A 15,719-nucleotide genomic window follows, 5' to 3' on the forward strand; every position below is an offset into this window, starting at 1 on the left:
TTAGGAACCGAATATGCTATCTAGCAGCAAAAACAGACACTATTTCACCGCAACTTATTGAAGGACTGTTTGCGCCAGTTCTGGGCGTCGTCCTCGAGCTATTGATGGATGACGGGCTTGTACGGGTCGAGCTTGCTCGGGACGCTCCTCCTCGCGGGCGGGAGGGCGCGCAGGCGCGGCAAGCGCCTAGCGCGCGAACTCCCGTAAGAGCGCGTCTTCCACTTCCCGAAGCGAAAGGGCCCCGCTTCCCTCGGCGGGACGGGTGACCACGATGCAGCGCGCTCCCACGTCGCGCGCGGCGGCGAGCTTCTCGGCCGTGCCGCCTACGGTTCCCGAGTCCTTAGTCACAAGCCACTGGGCGCCCACCTGCCGAAGCATCGCCTCGTTGAGCTCGCGGGTGAAGGGCCCCTGCATGCCGATGACGTGCGACGGCGAAAACCCCGCGTCGATGCACTTCGTTATAGCACCGGGCAGCGGGAGCACACGCACGAAGAAGCGCTCCGCGAAATCGGCGACGCGCGTGTAGGGAGCAAGCTCCTTGCTCCCCGTCGTGAGAAGCGCGCGACCCGGGTTCTCGGAGAGAAAGCGCGCCGCGCAGGCGATCGACGCGACCGGCACGACGCCTTTGGGCAGCGCCTCGACCGGGCGCGCAAGGCGCAGGCATCGTGCACCCACGGCGAGCGAAGCGGCCCGGATGTTGCCGCTTGCGAGCGTAGCGAAGGGGTGCGTGGCGTCGACAACGATGTACGCGCCGGAAAGCTCGCGCTCCATGTCGGCATCGTCGAGCCTGCCCGCATGCACCTCGATGCCCGGAAGCTCGCCCAAAAGCTCGCCTCCGTACTCGGTTGCCGCGTAGGCACGGGCGGGGATGCCCGCCCTGCTCGCCCATTCGCACAGAAGGCGGCCCTCGGTGGTGCCGGCGAAGATGCGCAGCGCCAGCGCGGATGCGGGGGCCGTCACTTCGGGCCGCCTGTGCGCGTGATCTGGTAGAGCAGCGCGTTCATAATGGCGGCCGCCACGGTCGAACCGCCCTTGCGACCCCTCGCGACGATGGCCGGAACGCGTCGTGCGAGTAGCTCCTCTTTCGCCTCGACCACGTTCACAAACCCGACCGGCACCCCAACGACGAGCGCGGGCGCGATCTTCCCCGCGTCCATGAGCTCGGCGAGGCGCAGAAGTGCTGTGGGAGCGTTGCCGACGGCCACGATGAGCGGACCCTCGATGCCGCAAGCTTTGTCCATGCTCGCAACGGCGCGAGTCGTGTCCGCGGCGCGCGCAGCCGCGGCGACATCAGGGTCGGCCATGAAGCACACGGCCTTGCAGCCGAGCTTCGCGAGCGCGGGCTTGCTTATGCCTGCGAGCGCCATGTTCGTGTCGGTGAGCACCGTGGCCCCTGCGCGCAGTGCGTCGAGCGCACAGTGCGCGGCGTCATGGGTGAACACGAGGGAATCGGCGTACGAGAAGTCGGCAGTGGTGTGGATGACGCGCTTCACGACGGGCTCTTCGAGCGGCGGGAACGTGCGGCCGCCGAGCTCTTCGGTGATGATCTCGAAGCTGCGCCGCTCGATGTCGTCGGGCGCCATCTCCTTGGAATCCATCTAGTACTCCACTCCTTCCCTTGCACATATCCCCTGCTCGTAGGGGTGTTTCTCGCACCGCATCTCGGTTATGTAGTCGGCCTTCTCCACGATCTTGCGGGAAGGCGCGCGCCCGGTGAGCACTACTTCGACGCCGAGCGCGGACATATCGAGTGCGCGGTCCACGAGCGCCTCGTCGACAAGCCCCTTCGAAAGCGCGTCGAGCGCCTCGTCGAGCACGAGCAGTCCCTCTTGCGCGCACTCGAGCTCGACGAGCGCGGAAGCGAGGTTCCCATCGTGCAGCTCGCACGTCGCGGCAAGTTCTTCCGACGTCATCGACCAGGTAAACTTGTCCGACGCCTTCCCCGCGAACACGGGCACGCCGAAATGCTCAGCGAGCAGGCGCACCTCCCCGCTTTCGCCGTCTTTCAGGAACTGTACGACGACGACGCGGCGGCCTGCAGCGAGCATGCGAAGGGCGAGGCCCATCGCCGCCGTGGTCTTGCCTTTGCCGTCGCCATGATACACGTGGATCATACGCCCTCCTCGATAATGCGGTAGACATACTCCATGTCGAGCGCCCCGCGCACGACGTCGGCCAGGCGGTCGAACTCACGCGCACGGTGATCGGCCGCGGACGCCGCGCCCGCGTCACCCACGACGCTCTCGGGCAGGCCGCGCATGCGCGCGAGCGAGCGCGCGAGGGCGAGCGCCACCCCCGGTTCGTCGAACAGGCCGTGGAGATAGGTTCCGAACACGTTACCGCAGGCCGCGCCTTCCGGTTTGCCGCCAATCGTGCCCGCAGGGGCGCAGGAGACGGTCGTTTCGCCGTCGTGAATCTCGTACCCGCGCGCCATCATGCCGTTCCACACCGAGAACGCGCCTTGGGCGCCCGTGATGCGCAGCTCCGACTGGGCGAGGCGCTTTTTCTCCTTGAAAACCGTACTTGCAGGGATGAGCCCGAGCCCGCGCGCGGTACCAGCGCCTTCCCTGCCGTGCGGGTCGGAAAGCTCGTCTCCCAAAAGCTGGTAGCCTCCGCATATGCCGAGCACCGGCGTGCCCGCGCCCGAAAGCGCGCGTACACAGGCTCCGATGCCGCTAGCCGCAAGCCAACGCGCGTCGTCGAGCGTAGTCTTCGAGCCGGGAAGCACCACCAGGTCGGGTCGGCCCAGATCGGTCGTCGAGGAAACGTAGCGCACGCCCACGCCGGGCACGCGCGAAAGCGGGTCGAAGTCGGTGAAGTTCGACAGATGCGGAAGACGCACGACGGCGACGTCGATGACGCCGCGCGCCTCGCGGGCAGATAGGCGCGGCGCGAGCGAGTCCTCGTCGTCCAGGTCGAGCGTAAGATACGGCACGACACCCACGACGGGAACTCCGCACATCTTCTCGAGCGGGGCCAAACCCGGGCGCAGGATTTCCACATCGCCGCGGAACTTGTTCACCACAAGCCCCCGCAAAAACGCGCGGTCATCGGGCGCAAGGAGCGCGACCGTGCCGTAGAGCTGGGCAAATACCCCGCCTGGGTCGATGTCGCCCGCAAGCAGCACGGGGGAGGACACGGCGCGCGCGAGCCCCATGTTGACGATGTCGTTTTCGGCAAGGTTGATTTCGGCGGGGCTGCCGGCGCCCTCGATGACGATGACGTCGTTTTCCTCCGCGAGCGAATCGAACGCCTCTAAAATCTGCGGCATGAGCGCCTTCTTTCGCGCGAAGTAGTCCCTCGCAGCGAAGGCTCCCTGCGCCTTGCCGGCCACGATGAGCTGGCTTCGGTGGCCGCTTTCGGGCTTGAGCAGGATGGGGTTCATGCGCACGTCGGGCGCGATGCCGCACGCCTCGGCCTGCATGATCTGGGCGCGCCCCATCTCGAGCCCGTCGGCCGTGACACCGCTGTTGAGTGCCATGTTCTGGCTCTTGAAGGGAGTCACGCGCAGGCCGTCCTGCGAAAGCACGCGGCACAGCCCCGCCGCAAGCAGGCTCTTCCCCGCGTTCGACATGGTGCCCTGGATCATGATGGGCTTCGCCCTACCCACGGGTATCGACCTCCTTCGCCGAGCCTCGGCCATCCGCGCCCGCCATAGCGCCGCTGAAAGAAGCGCCGCCCCGTTCGTCGGGTTCGCCTTCGCCCGATGCACCTTCCGCCCGAAGCACGCGGCTGAACGCCATCGCAAGCCGGGCATTCTCCTTGCGCGTGCGCACCGCGACGCGGCACCAGAAACGGGACAGTACCGAAAACGAGTCGCACGTGCGGACCAAAACCCCCTGTTTATACAGGCGCTCGGGGATGTCTTTCGCCGGCGTGCGGACTAAAAGGAAGTTCGCATCCGACGGCACGACGGAAAGCCCGAGCGAGGAGAGCTCGTGGGAAAGCCACGCTCGCTCGCCCGCCAATACATCGCGCGTGCGCGAGACGTATTCAATGTCTTCCAGGGCGGCGATACCCGCGGCCTCGGCGACCGAAGAGACGGGCCACGCCTGCCCCGCCCGGCGAATCCCCTCGATGAGTTGGGCGTTTCCGCTGATCAGATATCCCAACCGCAACCCCGCCATTCCGTAGAGCTTGGTGAACGCGGAGAGCACGGCCACATGGCGCGAACACGCGGCGCGTGCGGCCACGCTCCTTTCGCGGGCGTCGGGCGCAAATCCGAGGAAGCACTCGTCCACGACGAGCAGCGCGCCCACCTGCTCGCAGCGGCAAGCCGCGGCCTCGATCACGCTGGGGTCGACGAGGCGCCCCGTCGGGTTGTTCGGATTGCAGAGGTACGCCACGTCTCCCGGCCCCTCGATCGCGCGGGCGAAGGAGGCGGGCACGTCGAAGTCGTCCGCTTCGGAGAGCGGGAACTCCTGCACGCATGCGCCGTAGTACGATGCCGCCTCCGCATATTCAGAGAACGTCGGCGCGCACACGACGATGCGTTTCGGGCGCACCGCCGCGGCGAGCCGCCAGATGATGTCGGACGCGCCCGCGCCGCAGACAATAGTATCTTCGTGAATGCCCTGGTCGCGCGCTAGCGCGCGAACGAGGGCGAGACTTTCCCTATCGGGGTAGGCGTCGATTCGAGAAAGCGCCTTGCAAGCTGCGGCGACGGCGCGCGGCGAGGGGCCTGCCGGATTCACGTTCACCGAGAAGTCAATGAGGTCGGAGGCGCCCCTATCGCAAGCGATGCCGAGCGATTGCGCGCTGCCCCCATGCGTACGGGCGCGCAGGATTCCCCCGGCAGCCCGGGGCGCGGCGTGGTCTTCCCTCATGCCATCGCCCCCACGGCGAGCACGACCGCCGCGCGCGCGGCGCCGAAGACGACGAGCGCGCATACGGACGCAGCGAGCATGAGCCTTGTCGCCCGGGCGATGTCGCCCCACTCGATTTCGCGGGACGCGTCTCCTATCGTCGGTTTCTCAACGAGCTTGCCGAAATACACCGCGGGTCCCGCCAGGCGCAGCCCGAGCGCGCCCGCGCACGCTGACTCGGTCTGCGCCGCGTTCGGGCTCGCATGGCGACGCCTGTCGCGGCGCCAGATGCGCGCCGCCCCGCGCGCGTCGAGCCCGACGATCGGGCACACGACGATCATGAGCAGAGCCGATAAGCGCGAGGGAATCCAGTTCAGCGCATCGTCGAGGCGCGCCGAGGCGCAGCCGAAGTCGATGTAGCACTCGTTTTTGTAGCCCACCATGCTGTCGAGCGTGTTCACCGCCTTGTACGCCATGCCCAAGGGCGCACCCCCGATCATAAGGTAGAAAAGCGGCGCGATGACGCCGTCGCTCGCGTTCTCCGCCACCGTTTCCACAGCGGCGCGCGCGACGCCCTGCTCGTCGAGAACAGACGTGTCGCGTCCCACGATGAGCCCGACGGCTTCGCGCGCCTCGACAAGTCCGCCCTTCGAGAACGCGCGGGCCACGGCCAGGCTCTGGCGGCGCAGCTCGCATGCCGCGAGAATCTGATAGCTCGCCCATGCCTCGGCCACGAAGCGCAAGCCGGAGTGAACCATGCCGCAAAGATGCAGGATTCCCCAGGTCAAAAGCCCACACGCAAGCGGAAGCGCCACGGCAAGCACAAGCCCTGCGGCGCGCGTGCCCGCGGACGTTTGCGGGAATGCGCCCCGCAGGCGGCCTTCGGCCCACGTGATCGCGCGCCCCATGGCGACGACGGGATGGGGAAGCCAGCGCGGGTCGCCGAAGGCAAGGTCGGCCGCGAACCCGGCGGCGACGGCAAGAATCGTCATCACCGGGCATCGCCCCCCGAAGCGGGGCGAACGTCGCGAAGGCAGCGCCCATCCCAAGTGGCGGCCCATGCGCCGCCCGGCTCGGTATGCACGTCGAAGTATCCCATTTTCGGGACAGCTAGCTCGGAGAGCAGCGCTTTCACGGTACCCGCGTGAACGACGAAGACGGCGCGCCCACTCCCCTGGGCGCGCTCCGATTCGCACGCCTCCCGAAACGCCGCGATGACGCGGCGGGTGAAATCGCTCTTGCCCTCGCCATGCGGGCAGCGCGTCTCGCACCAGGAGTCTACCCAGGCGCGATAGCGCGCATCCTCTTTAAGCTCGGCGGCGCTTCGCCCCTCGAAGTCGCCGAAATCCATCTCGCGCAGACCGGGGCACGCCATAAGCTCCGCGTTCGGGAAGAGGATGCGCGCCGTCTGGTCGGTGCGGGCCATGCCGCTCGTGATAACACGGAACACGTCACGATCGCACGCGAGGTCGCGCAAAGCGCGCTCGCCCGCACTCGACAGGGGCTCGTCGGTGCCCGCCCCGCTGTAGCGATGGTCTTCCGTGCCCGCCGTGGCACCATGGCGCACGAAGACGACTTCCAAAGGCGCACCCGCGCCCTGCGTCCCTCGAGGTGCATCGGCAAGGTTTCCTTTGATGACCTGGGGAATCCCGCACGTCATGCGCACGACGACGTCGGCGCGCGCAGCGAGCGCGCATCCCAGGCGCCCCGCGCGCTCGCGCCATTGGGCGTCTTCCGCACTCATGGGGACGACCCCCGAGCCGACCAAGGGCAGAATCACTGCGTCGAAGCCGATCAGCCGCTCGAGCGCCCGGTCAGCGTCGAGCGCGCGTACGAGTTCCTCAGCACGGTATGCGACGCGGCCGGCAAAAGCCGCGGGCACGCCGCCCTCCGCAAGCTGCGCCGCATCGACGAAATCGTCCGCCGCGAACCCGAGTTTTTCGCGCACGAAGGTCCTCTTCCCCGAATGCGCGCCACCTACCACGAGCATCATAGGAGCATGCCCCCCACCACCAGCATGGCAAGCATCGCGAGCTCGGCCCATTGCAGAAACCATCCGGCCAAATCCCCCGTCACCCCGCCGAAGCGGGACAGGGCAACATGGCGGTACCACGCGAGCACCAAAAGCCCCGCCACCGCCATAAAGGCGCCGACGGCCTGAGCGCACGCGACCATCCCTGCAGCCGAAGCCGCAGCGAAAGCGCAAAGCGGCACGACGATCGCCGCGCGCTTCTTCGCAGGCGAGAGCCCCGCGGCCATGCCGTCCGCCCGCGCGGCAGGCCAGCATTCAACGGCGAGTCCCGAAAGCGCGCGGGAGAACACGAGCGAGCACAGAAGCGCGAGGAACGCCCCCGCCGTAAGCGGCAGCGCGGTGAACAGGGAAAACTGCAGAATAAGGTACACAACAACACCGATGACCCCGAAGGCGCCCGCCCGCGGATCGTGCATGATCTCGAGCTTTCGCTCGCGCGGGGCCCAACTTGCAAGCGCATCGGAGGTGTCGCAGAGCCCGTCTAGGTGGATGCCTCCCGTCACCGCCACAGGCAGCGCCACGAGCACGGCCGCGACGATGGTCGCGGGCACGCCGAGCAGGTTCGCAACGTGTCCCCACGCCGTCATGAGGAACCCTTCCGCAAGGCCCACCAGGGGAAACGCGGCAAGCGCATGGGTTGACCCGAAATCGGTCCAGGCCGATTTCGGGACGGGGATGCGCGAGAACGTTCCGAACGCCGCGCCGATTGCCTCTGCTATCTTCACCTTGTAGGTCCTTCACCTTTCATCCACACGGGAATCCCGCATACCACCTCGACTGCGCGGTCGGCCAGCGCCGCCACGCCCGCGTTCACGCGCGCGAGCGCGCGCCTCCATGCCTCGGTCCCCTCATCGTAGCGCATCTCATCGGCGAACACGTCGACGGTGACCACCACCGTATACGCAGCGGCCTGAGCGAGCCGTTCGATGCCTCCGAGCACCTCGCGCGCCACAGCGTCAGGGTCACGCGGGGACAAGCCGCCTTCCGCGAAAAGCTCGTTCGCAACCAGGTTGCCCACGTCTTCCAAAAGAAGCGTGCAGCCGCGCGGAAGCTCGGGCACTGCGGTGCCCACGTCACGCGTGCGCTCGAGGGTGGAAAACCCCTTGCCCTCGCGCAGCGCCCGATGGCGCGCGATGCGGCGGGTGCCCTCTTCCCCGAAGGGCTCCATCGTTGCCAGGTACACGCGGGGGCCGTCGTGCCCGAGGCACAGAGACTCGGCGTAGGCGCTCTTGCCGCTCGCGGCGGCGCCGATAACGAGCGTCACCGTCATTTCACGGCCTCGAAATGCTCGTAAGCAGCCATGCCAGTCGCCGTGAACGTCTTCCCATCCCGGTATACGCGCAGCGCCGAATCCAGAAGGGGCAGATACGCCATGGCGCCCGCGCCCTCGCCCAAGTGCATGCCTGCGTCGAGGGGTGCCTTTATGCCGAGCTCGAGAAGGAGCTCCTGGCTTGCGGGTTCGCTTGATGCGTGGGTGCCCACGAGGTAGCCCAAGGCGTTGGGGCACAGGCGCGCCGCGCACAGAGCCGCCGTGCAGGATATGACCCCGTCGAGGAGCGCCGGCGCCTTCGAGGCCGCGGCCCCCAGGTAGAAGCCGCAAATCGCCGCGATGTCGAAGCCGCCCACCTTCGAGAGCACGTCGATCGGGTCGGCGGGATCGGGCGAGTTCGCGTCGATAGCGCGCTCGACCACGTCGCGCTTGCGCGCGAGCGAGGCGTCCGAGAGCCCCGCGCCGCGCCCGACGAGGCTCCGCGCGTCCGCCCGGATGAGCACTGCGGCCACCGCCGCCGAGGTGGTCGTGTTGCCGATGCCCATCTCGCCCGCGGCGAGAAGGCGCACGCCGGCGCGGGCAAGCCCGCACGCGACGGCGATTCCGACCTCGATCGCGCGCACGGCCCCATCTCGAGACATAGCGGGGCCGTGCGCGATGTTGCCGCTCCCCCGCCGCACGTTCGCGCGCACCATGCGCGCGTCTTCTATGCCCCGGGCCATACCCACGTCGACGGGCACGACCTCGGCACCCGCGAACGCCGCCATGCGGCAGGCGCTCGTGGCCCCCTCGCACATGTTGCGCGCGACGGCTCGCGTCACGTCTTGCCCGCTTTGCGACACGCCTTCGGCAACGATCCCGTTGTCGGAGAAGAATACCGCGAGCGCACGGGGAAACTCGGCCACCTCGGCGCTCCCCTGAGCTGCGGCGATACACGCGACGGCGTCTTCAAAGTCGCCCAATCCCCCCAAGGGGTGCGCGATGGAGTCCCACGCGGCGTACGCGGCGGCACGGGCGCATTCGTCTGCGGGCGCGATCCGGGAAAGCGCGGCTTCGAGCACGGCGCCCGGCGCCGACGAGAACGCGCGCTCGACTTCCTCGCGGATGCAGGCAAGCGCGGTTTCGGTTGCTTCAGCCATGCCGCCTCCTCTCTGTGAACGACGCTGCGGCAGACGCGAACGCGCGCGCAACGTCGGGGTTCGCAGGATAGTACACATGCGGGAAGCCCGCCACCAGGGACGGGGTGGTCGTCATGCACGGCCAGCCCTTGTCGCGCCGGGGCTTCTGCGCCCAAAAGTCGCCGCCCGGGCAGGTGGACTGCCAGTAGTGGAACTCGTGCGCGCGGATGCGTGTGCCGCGCGGCCCGTAGAGCCCGTCGCGTTGGGAAGTGAGCTCCACGTACCCGAAATGGGACAGCCTTCCCCCGTTCTCGCTTGCGCCCTCAAGGGCGCCCGCAACAGGCCAGCGCCACCCCTCGCTATCGGCGATTTCGCGCTGCAGGTACAGAAACCCACCGCATTCGGCGACCGTCGGCATGCCGGATTCCACCGCGCGCCGCACCGCCCCGCGCATCGACACGTTCTCGGAGAGCTGCCGCGCATGGAGCTCCGGGTAGCCGCCCCCCAGATAGAGGGCGCTTGTCCCCCGGGGCAACTCGCCATCACACAGGGGGCTGAAAAAGGCCAGCTCGCAACCCAGGTCCTCGAGCGCGCGCAGATTCTCCTCGTAGTAGAACGAGAACGCCTCGTCACGCGCGACGGCGACGATGGGCCGCGCTCCCGCGATCGGCTCCAACCGGTAAGGTTCCTCGCGGATATCGGGTGCCGTCGCCGCTATTTCGAGCAAGCGATCGACGTCGATGCTCTTTTCCACCAGCTCGGCCATCTTGTCGATGCGCGCGGAGAGCTGCTCGACCTCGTCGGCGGTCACAAGCCCCAGATGCCGGCTTTCGAGCGAGAACGCCTCGTCGGCGGGGATATTCCCCAAAACCGCGACGCCCGTGTGCTTCTCGATCGCAGGCGCCGCGTAGGCGCAGGCAGCGGCGCTCGTCTTGTTCAGCACGACGCCGCGCACGTTCGCACAAGGCAGGAACTCGGCGATGCCGCGGATTACAGCGGCGAGCGATAAAGACGCCCCGCGCCCGTTCACCACTAAAACGACCGGCGTTTCCGTGTTGCGCGCAACCTGGTAGCTGCTCGCGTCGGCCACGCCGGGCGCCATGCCGTCGTAGAAGCCCATAACCCCCTCGAGCACCGCGACATCCGCGCCCGCGGCGCCGCGTGCGAGCAGGGCGCGCAGCGTCGGGGCGTCGGTGAAGAAGCCGTCTAAATTGCCCGAGCGCGCACCCACGACGCGGCGATGAAAGAGCGGGTCAATGTAGTCGGGGCCGCATTTGAAGGCCGCGCATGCAATGCCGCGGTGCGCGAGCGCGCGCAGGAGCGCGCACGTTACGACCGTCTTGCCGCTCCCGCTCGAGGGCGCAGCGACCATGAAGCGCGGGATGGACGTGCTCACCGGGCGCCGCCTTCCCCACCTGCGGCGCTGCAGTTAGCAAGCGAGACCACCTCAACGGATGGGTTCCCCTCGACAGAGAGGTCCTCCCCGACAGGCGACTCAGCAAGCGCGCCGACTTCGGCAAGCTCCTCGGCATCCGCGCCCGCACCACGCGCGCTGACGAGGAACACGGGGTTTTGCGCCTTCATAAGATGGTGCGAGCCTACAGCCTCGGCACGGGCGGCCGACACCTGGCACGCCTCGAACCCCTTAAAGCGCGAACCCGAGAGGAGCGCGCACGCCTCGGTGAGCGTCTCAACGGTGACGCATGGCACGCACAGGCGAACCTGCGAGTTCTTCTCGAGCGCCGCCTCCACGATGGAGGGAAGCTCGCCCACGCTCCCGCCGACGAACACGGCGTCGGGGACGGGCAGTTTCGCGAGCGCTTCGGGGGCGACACCGGGGACAGCATGCACGTTGCCGCACCCGAATGCATCCGCGTTCTCTCGGATGAGCCGCACGCCGGCCGCGTTGCGCTCGACCGCCCATACCGACCCCGCTCGCGCGACGAGCGCCGCCTCGATCGACACGCTCCCCGTGCCGGCGCCGACGTCCCACACGGTGTCGGTTGCGGTAAGGCGCAGCTTTGCGAGCGCGACGGCGCGCACCTCCAGCTTGGTCATGGGAACGTCGCCGCGGATGAAGAGCTCGTCGGGAATGCCCGAGGAAGCGTACGGCCAGCGGGAGCTCGCGGCGCCGCCTGCGAACTCGATAAGCATCACGTTCAAGTCGTCGAACGTCTGACCTGCAATTTCACTTGCGGTCGCGCAGGTGATGCGCTCGTCGGGGTACGACAGGCGCTCGGCCACCGTCACGCGCGCGTCCCCGAAGCCCGCCTGCACAAGCTCGCCCGAAAGCCGCGAGGGGTCTTCCCCGCCCGACGTGACGAGAAAGAGCTCACCTGCGCGCTCGGCCTCGGCCACGATGTCGCACGCCACGCCGTGAGCGCTCGCGAAGCGCCAATCCTGCCATGGACGCGCGAGGCGCGCGGCGAGATACGACGCTGAGCTTATGCCGGGAATGATGCGCACGTCCACCTGCGCGCCGCCGGAGAGCGCCTCCACCAGGCGGCGCGCGCCGCTGAACAGCCCCACATCGCCCGTCATCACGACCACGGCGCGCTGCCACGACGCCGCATCGGTGAGCGCGGCGACGATGTCCGCCGTCTTCACGAGCTCGCATCTCACCACGTCGGGCGGCACGTCGATGCCGACAAGCGCGCGATGAGCGCCGATGACCACGTCGGCGATGTCGATCGCGTCGAGCGCCGCGCGCGAGAGCAAGTCGGGGTTTCCGGGACCCGCCCCGATGATCGTTACCTTTCGCATGGAATCTCCCGATACCCGCGCGGCGTGACCATACGGCCGCCTACGCGCTTCGTGCCCGCGTTGCCGACGAACACGGTGGTGAACATGTCAGCATCGAGCTCCCCCAGCTCGGAGAGCCTGCACATGCCCGACTGCTGCCCCTCGCGCCCGATGTTGCGTACCCAGCCGCAGAGCGTGTCGGGGGCCTTCCATTCGAGCATAATCTTCGCCGCGCGCGAGAGCCTGTCGGCGCGCTTTCTGCTGCGTGGGTTGTACAAACAGATGCAGAAGTCGGCGCTCGCCACGGCGGCGAGTCTGCGCTCGATGACCTCCCACGGCGTGAGCAAGTCGGAGAGCGACACGACCGCGAAGTCGTGGGCAAGCGGGGCGCCGAGCACCGCCGACCCGCTCTGAGCCGCGGTGGCCCCGGCGATAACTTCCACGTCTACATCGGGGTAGTCCTCCGCAAGCTCCAGCACGGGGCTCGCCATGCCGTACACGCCCGCGTCACCGCTGCACACGAGTGCCACGGCTTCTCCGCTCTGCGCGCGCGAAAGCGCCAGGCGGCACCGTTCGACCTCGTGCATCATCGGCGTCGCGAGATGCGCCGCGTCGGGCACGGCGGCGAGCGCGAGCTCCACGTATTTCGTGTACCCCACAACGATGTCGGCCGCCTCGAGCGCGCGCCGAGCCGCAATCGTCATGCCGTCGGGGCCGCCCGGGCCGATCCCCACCACGAAGAGCTTTCCCATCACCGCTCCTTAAACGAAAGTTTGATAGTTACCTTGGAAAACGCGACGGTCACGCCGCCGTGAGCGAGCTTCGGGAAGATAAGTTTGCCCCCGTCCGCGAGCGCCGCACGCTCGCACACGTTGTCGACCCCCACCGTCGCGCGCACGAAATCAGATGGCGAAACGCTGCCTTCGACCTGCGACAACTCCTCTGCGGAATACGTCGCGAGCGGGATATTCCGCGCGCGGCAGAAAGCGAGCAGACCCTCCTCGTGCGCCTTCACGTCGATCGTCGCCGCCTCGCGCACGGCCGAAGGCGAGATATCCGCCTGCCCGCACGCGAGAAAAAACGCCTCCTCAATCGCTTCGGCGCACGCACCGCGACGGCACCCTATACCCGCAACGATGCAGGGCACGACAAGGCGAAGTGGCTCGGGCGCAGGCGCCTGCCCCCGCACGCCCGCCGGCTTCCCCGTCTCAGCGGCGGGCACAACCTTGCCCGTTGTCTCCGCCGCGCGAACGGACGCACCTGCATTCGCGCCAGCAAACGGCGAAACGACGATATCGGCCCGAGCGCGGTCGGACGCAATGTCAACCCCCTCAGGCGGCTGTCCCGAAATCGGCATGTCGGAATAGAGCGTCACGCGCCCGCCCGAAAGCAGCCGCGCCGACACTCGCTTGATGGCCTCGGGATTCGAAACGGCGAGCCCCGCACGGCGCGCCCACGTATCTACCGCCCACACGCCGCGGACGTCGGTCGCCGTGGTGATGACGGGGATGGCGCCTACCGCGCGTGCCACAGTTTGCGCAAGCTCGTTCGCACCACCCAAATGCCCCGACAAAAGCGGGACGGCAAAGCGCCCCGCCTCGTCGATCGCCACAACCGCGGGATCGTTTGTCTTCGAGGCGACATGCGGCGCGATCGCCCGCACGGCGATGCCCGCCGCGCCCACGAACAGAAGCGCGTCCGACGCTTCCCACGCGTGCGCCGTCCATGCGCGCAGGTCGGCCTTCCCCTCGCCGAATCCGCGCGAAACGGAAACGTCCCAGCCAGGGTCATCTTCACCTGTCTGCGCGCAATCGGAAAGCGCGCGTGCGGTGCGCTCAGCCAACGCATACCCCCTCTCAGTGAACGCTATGCAGGAAACCCTCATCTAGCGCACCACCATCGTCGAGAAGTAGCTACCCCGATCGGGCACATCGTCGAGCGAGCGGTACACGCGCTCGCCCGGAAGCCCACAATCCTCTACGAGCTCGGCACCGTCGAAGGCGCCCTCCTCGCGAAGGATGCGCTTCGTGTCCGCAAGCGAGCGGCGCGCCTTCATGACCACCTTCGTCCCCGGCCAGCCGATTGCGCGGCGCACGTCGTCGTAGCCGCCGGGCACGATGTGCAGAGGCGACGACATCTCGGGCGTGAGGTCGCGCTCGAGCGCCGCGGCGACCGCGCAGAAGCTCGGCACGCCGGGAATGGCGCGCGCCTCGAACCCGTGGGCGCGCACGTCGGGCGCTATGCGCTGGAAGGTGGCGTAGATGCTCGGGTCCCCCAGGTTCAGCAGCGCGACGTCGCGGGCCGCATCCAGGTGCGCGACAAGCTCGCGAACAAGCGAGGCATGCTCGGCCGCGCGGCGCTCGAGATCGCGCGTCATCGAGAATCGCACGGGGATCACCGTCTTGCCTGTAAAGTCGACGGCGCCGCGCACGATGTCGAGCGCGACCATGGCCCCGTCCGCCGTCTGCGGTGCGGCGATGACCGGACACGATTCGATTGTGCGGACGGCCTTGATCGTGAGAAGCTCGGGGTCGCCAGGCCCCGTACCCACCCCGTGCAGCACGCCTTTACTCATACGTCGCCCCCAATTCCCCGATGACTGCATCGGCGCCCGACGTGCGGAAAAGCTCGCGGCGCTCGGCGTCGAACACGACCGCGGCGATGTCGCATGCGCCCGCCGCGCGGCGGCGCAACCTGTCCTCGATTGCCGCGGCGAGCGAGGCGCGCGCAGCGTCCCCCACGCCGGCGGCCTCGATTACCTCGAGCGCCGCCGTGGTCGTGACCGACGACATGATCTCGCGCACGGTCTTCGCGCCCGCGCCGACCAAGGCCGCGTGGGCGGCCAGAATCTCCGCGCGGCAGTCGGCGGTACGCGAATGGGTGTCCATGATGCCGCCAGCGACCTTCACCAGCTTGCCGATGTGTCCCACAAGAAGGACATTGGTGAATCCCTCGCGAACGCAGCAATCAATCGCATCGCCCACAAAGTTGGAGATGAAGACCACCGGCGCACCGTTTAGGTGGAAATGCCCCGAGATGAACTGCCCGCCGTAGTTGCCGGGCGTGAGCACGACTCCGCGCCGCCCCATAGCCGCATGCTGCCGGATCTCGAGCTCGATGCTGTCGCGCAAGGCAGCGAGGCTGCGCGGCTCGACGATGCCCGTCGTGCCCAGGATGGAGATGCCGCCCTCTATCCCCAGGTGCGGGTTGAAGGTCTTTTCGGCAAGGGAAACGCCCTCGGGTACCGAAATCGTCACAGCAATATTTCCAGAAAAGCCGTGCGCGGCGCACACCTCGCGCACCGCCGAAGTGATCATCGCGCGCGGCGTCGCGTTGATGGCGGCCGCCCCAACCGGCTGCTCGAGCCCGGGCAACGTCACGCGCCCCACGCCCACGCCGCCATCGACGGAAACTTCCGATTCGCGCGCGGGCACGTCCTTGCCGCCCGCAGCACCCGTGCCCGACCCCGCATGTTCCACGCGCGCGTACACAAGCACGCCGTCGGTCACATCGGCATCGTCGCCTGCGTCCTTTCGCACGGCGCACTGGGCGCACCCCTCGCCGATGCATGCGTCGATCACGTTCGCCTCGACGGGCAGCCCGCCGGGGGTGACGATCGACACGAGGCCGACAGGCTTTCGTGACAAGAGCATCTCGCAGGCTGCCTTCGCCGCGAGCGCGGCGCAGCTCCCCGTGGTGTAGCCGCAGCGCAGGCGGGTCGTCCCGGTATATATGTAATGCTCGAAGGCCAC

Annotated in this window: 16 protein-coding genes; all 16 read right to left on the minus strand. The window is 68.1% G+C overall.

What is annotated here, in order from left to right:
- Positions 1-186: 186 nt before the first annotated feature.
- From cobK to cbiD, 16 genes are read right to left on the minus strand one after another with little or no spacing between them, the layout of a single operon-like run.
- Positions 187-960, minus strand: a complete 774-nt coding sequence (gene cobK / locus ACRX4W_RS07795; RefSeq protein WP_117861863.1) for a precorrin-6A reductase — start codon at positions 958-960, stop codon at positions 187-189.
- Complete coding sequence (locus ACRX4W_RS07800; RefSeq protein WP_432299940.1) at positions 957-1,598, minus strand: precorrin-8X methylmutase; 642 nt, start codon at positions 1,596-1,598, stop codon at positions 957-959. The genes cobK and ACRX4W_RS07800 overlap by 4 nt, the downstream gene beginning before the upstream one ends.
- Complete coding sequence (locus ACRX4W_RS07805; RefSeq protein WP_148331370.1) at positions 1,599-2,114, minus strand: cob(I)yrinic acid a,c-diamide adenosyltransferase; 516 nt, start codon at positions 2,112-2,114, stop codon at positions 1,599-1,601.
- Positions 2,111-3,610 (minus strand): cobyric acid synthase, encoded by a 1,500-nt coding sequence (locus tag ACRX4W_RS07810; protein WP_432299942.1) that lies wholly within the window; start codon positions 3,608-3,610, stop codon positions 2,111-2,113. The genes ACRX4W_RS07805 and ACRX4W_RS07810 overlap by 4 nt, the downstream gene beginning before the upstream one ends.
- Positions 3,603-4,826, minus strand: coding sequence for a pyridoxal phosphate-dependent aminotransferase (locus ACRX4W_RS07815; protein WP_432299943.1), 1,224 nt, complete (start codon positions 4,824-4,826; stop codon positions 3,603-3,605). Before ACRX4W_RS07815 ends, ACRX4W_RS07810 begins: the two co-directional genes overlap by 8 nt.
- On the minus strand, positions 4,823-5,797 hold the full coding sequence (gene cbiB / locus ACRX4W_RS07820) for an adenosylcobinamide-phosphate synthase CbiB (protein WP_161194217.1): 975 nt from the start codon (positions 5,795-5,797) through the stop codon (positions 4,823-4,825). The genes ACRX4W_RS07815 and cbiB overlap by 4 nt, the downstream gene beginning before the upstream one ends.
- Positions 5,797-6,753, minus strand: a complete 957-nt coding sequence (locus tag ACRX4W_RS07825; protein ID WP_432299945.1) for a histidine phosphatase family protein — start codon at positions 6,751-6,753, stop codon at positions 5,797-5,799. The genes cbiB and ACRX4W_RS07825 overlap by 1 nt, the downstream gene beginning before the upstream one ends.
- Positions 6,754-6,794: 41 nt before the next feature.
- Positions 6,795-7,562 (minus strand): adenosylcobinamide-GDP ribazoletransferase, encoded by a 768-nt coding sequence (gene cobS / locus ACRX4W_RS07830; RefSeq protein WP_117820233.1) that lies wholly within the window; start codon positions 7,560-7,562, stop codon positions 6,795-6,797.
- Positions 7,559-8,107 (minus strand): bifunctional adenosylcobinamide kinase/adenosylcobinamide-phosphate guanylyltransferase, encoded by a 549-nt coding sequence (locus ACRX4W_RS07835; protein WP_117758119.1) that lies wholly within the window; start codon positions 8,105-8,107, stop codon positions 7,559-7,561. The genes cobS and ACRX4W_RS07835 overlap by 4 nt, the downstream gene beginning before the upstream one ends.
- Positions 8,104-9,246 carry a nicotinate-nucleotide--dimethylbenzimidazole phosphoribosyltransferase gene (locus ACRX4W_RS07840; RefSeq protein ID WP_432299948.1) on the minus strand — a complete coding sequence of 381 codons (1,143 nt, stop codon included), beginning with the start codon at positions 9,244-9,246 and terminating at the stop codon, positions 8,104-8,106. Before ACRX4W_RS07840 ends, ACRX4W_RS07835 begins: the two co-directional genes overlap by 4 nt.
- Positions 9,239-10,621, minus strand: coding sequence for a cobyrinic acid a,c-diamide synthase CobB (locus ACRX4W_RS07845; protein ID WP_338400708.1), 1,383 nt, complete (start codon positions 10,619-10,621; stop codon positions 9,239-9,241). The genes ACRX4W_RS07840 and ACRX4W_RS07845 overlap by 8 nt, the downstream gene beginning before the upstream one ends.
- Positions 10,618-11,988 carry a precorrin-6y C5,15-methyltransferase (decarboxylating) subunit CbiE gene (gene cbiE, locus ACRX4W_RS07850; RefSeq protein WP_432299950.1) on the minus strand — a complete coding sequence of 457 codons (1,371 nt, stop codon included), beginning with the start codon at positions 11,986-11,988 and terminating at the stop codon, positions 10,618-10,620. Before cbiE ends, ACRX4W_RS07845 begins: the two co-directional genes overlap by 4 nt.
- On the minus strand, positions 11,976-12,719 hold the full coding sequence (cobJ, locus tag ACRX4W_RS07855) for a precorrin-3B C(17)-methyltransferase (protein ID WP_195404807.1): 744 nt from the start codon (positions 12,717-12,719) through the stop codon (positions 11,976-11,978). The genes cbiE and cobJ overlap by 13 nt, the downstream gene beginning before the upstream one ends.
- Positions 12,719-13,852, minus strand: a complete 1,134-nt coding sequence (locus ACRX4W_RS07860) for a cobalt-precorrin 5A hydrolase (protein ID WP_432299952.1) — start codon at positions 13,850-13,852, stop codon at positions 12,719-12,721. Before ACRX4W_RS07860 ends, cobJ begins: the two co-directional genes overlap by 1 nt.
- Positions 13,853-14,542 carry a precorrin-2 C(20)-methyltransferase gene (gene cobI / locus ACRX4W_RS07865; RefSeq protein ID WP_195404809.1) on the minus strand — a complete coding sequence of 230 codons (690 nt, stop codon included), beginning with the start codon at positions 14,540-14,542 and terminating at the stop codon, positions 13,853-13,855.
- A complete protein-coding gene (cbiD, locus tag ACRX4W_RS07870) occupies positions 14,535-15,719 on the minus strand; it encodes a cobalt-precorrin-5B (C(1))-methyltransferase CbiD (protein ID WP_271742760.1) in 1,185 nt (394 codons plus the stop codon). Before cbiD ends, cobI begins: the two co-directional genes overlap by 8 nt.

Origin of the sequence: Collinsella aerofaciens (genome assembly GCF_964283865.1) — a bacterium.
Lineage (GTDB): Bacteria > Actinomycetota > Coriobacteriia > Coriobacteriales > Coriobacteriaceae > Collinsella.

Coding starts and splice junctions, on each gene's coding strand:
- cobJ (WP_195404807.1), bottom strand. CDS start 12,719: ATGGGAAAGCTCTTCGTGGTGGGGATCGGCCCGGGCGGCCCCGACGGC.
- cbiE (WP_432299950.1), bottom strand. CDS start 11,988: ATGCGAAAGGTAACGATCATCGGGGCGGGTCCCGGAAACCCCGACTTG.
- ACRX4W_RS07805 (WP_148331370.1), bottom strand. CDS start 2,114: ATGATCCACGTGTATCATGGCGACGGCAAAGGCAAGACCACGGCGGCG.
- ACRX4W_RS07860 (WP_432299952.1), bottom strand. CDS start 13,852: ATGAGGGTTTCCTGCATAGCGTTCACTGAGAGGGGGTATGCGTTGGCT.
- cbiB (WP_161194217.1), bottom strand. CDS start 5,797: ATGACGATTCTTGCCGTCGCCGCCGGGTTCGCGGCCGACCTTGCCTTC.
- ACRX4W_RS07840 (WP_432299948.1), bottom strand. CDS start 9,246: ATGGCTGAAGCAACCGAAACCGCGCTTGCCTGCATCCGCGAGGAAGTC.
- ACRX4W_RS07815 (WP_432299943.1), bottom strand. CDS start 4,826: ATGAGGGAAGACCACGCCGCGCCCCGGGCTGCCGGGGGAATCCTGCGC.
- cobI (WP_195404809.1), bottom strand. CDS start 14,542: ATGAGTAAAGGCGTGCTGCACGGGGTGGGTACGGGGCCTGGCGACCCC.
- ACRX4W_RS07835 (WP_117758119.1), bottom strand. CDS start 8,107: ATGACGGTGACGCTCGTTATCGGCGCCGCCGCGAGCGGCAAGAGCGCC.
- ACRX4W_RS07800 (WP_432299940.1), bottom strand. CDS start 1,598: ATGGATTCCAAGGAGATGGCGCCCGACGACATCGAGCGGCGCAGCTTC.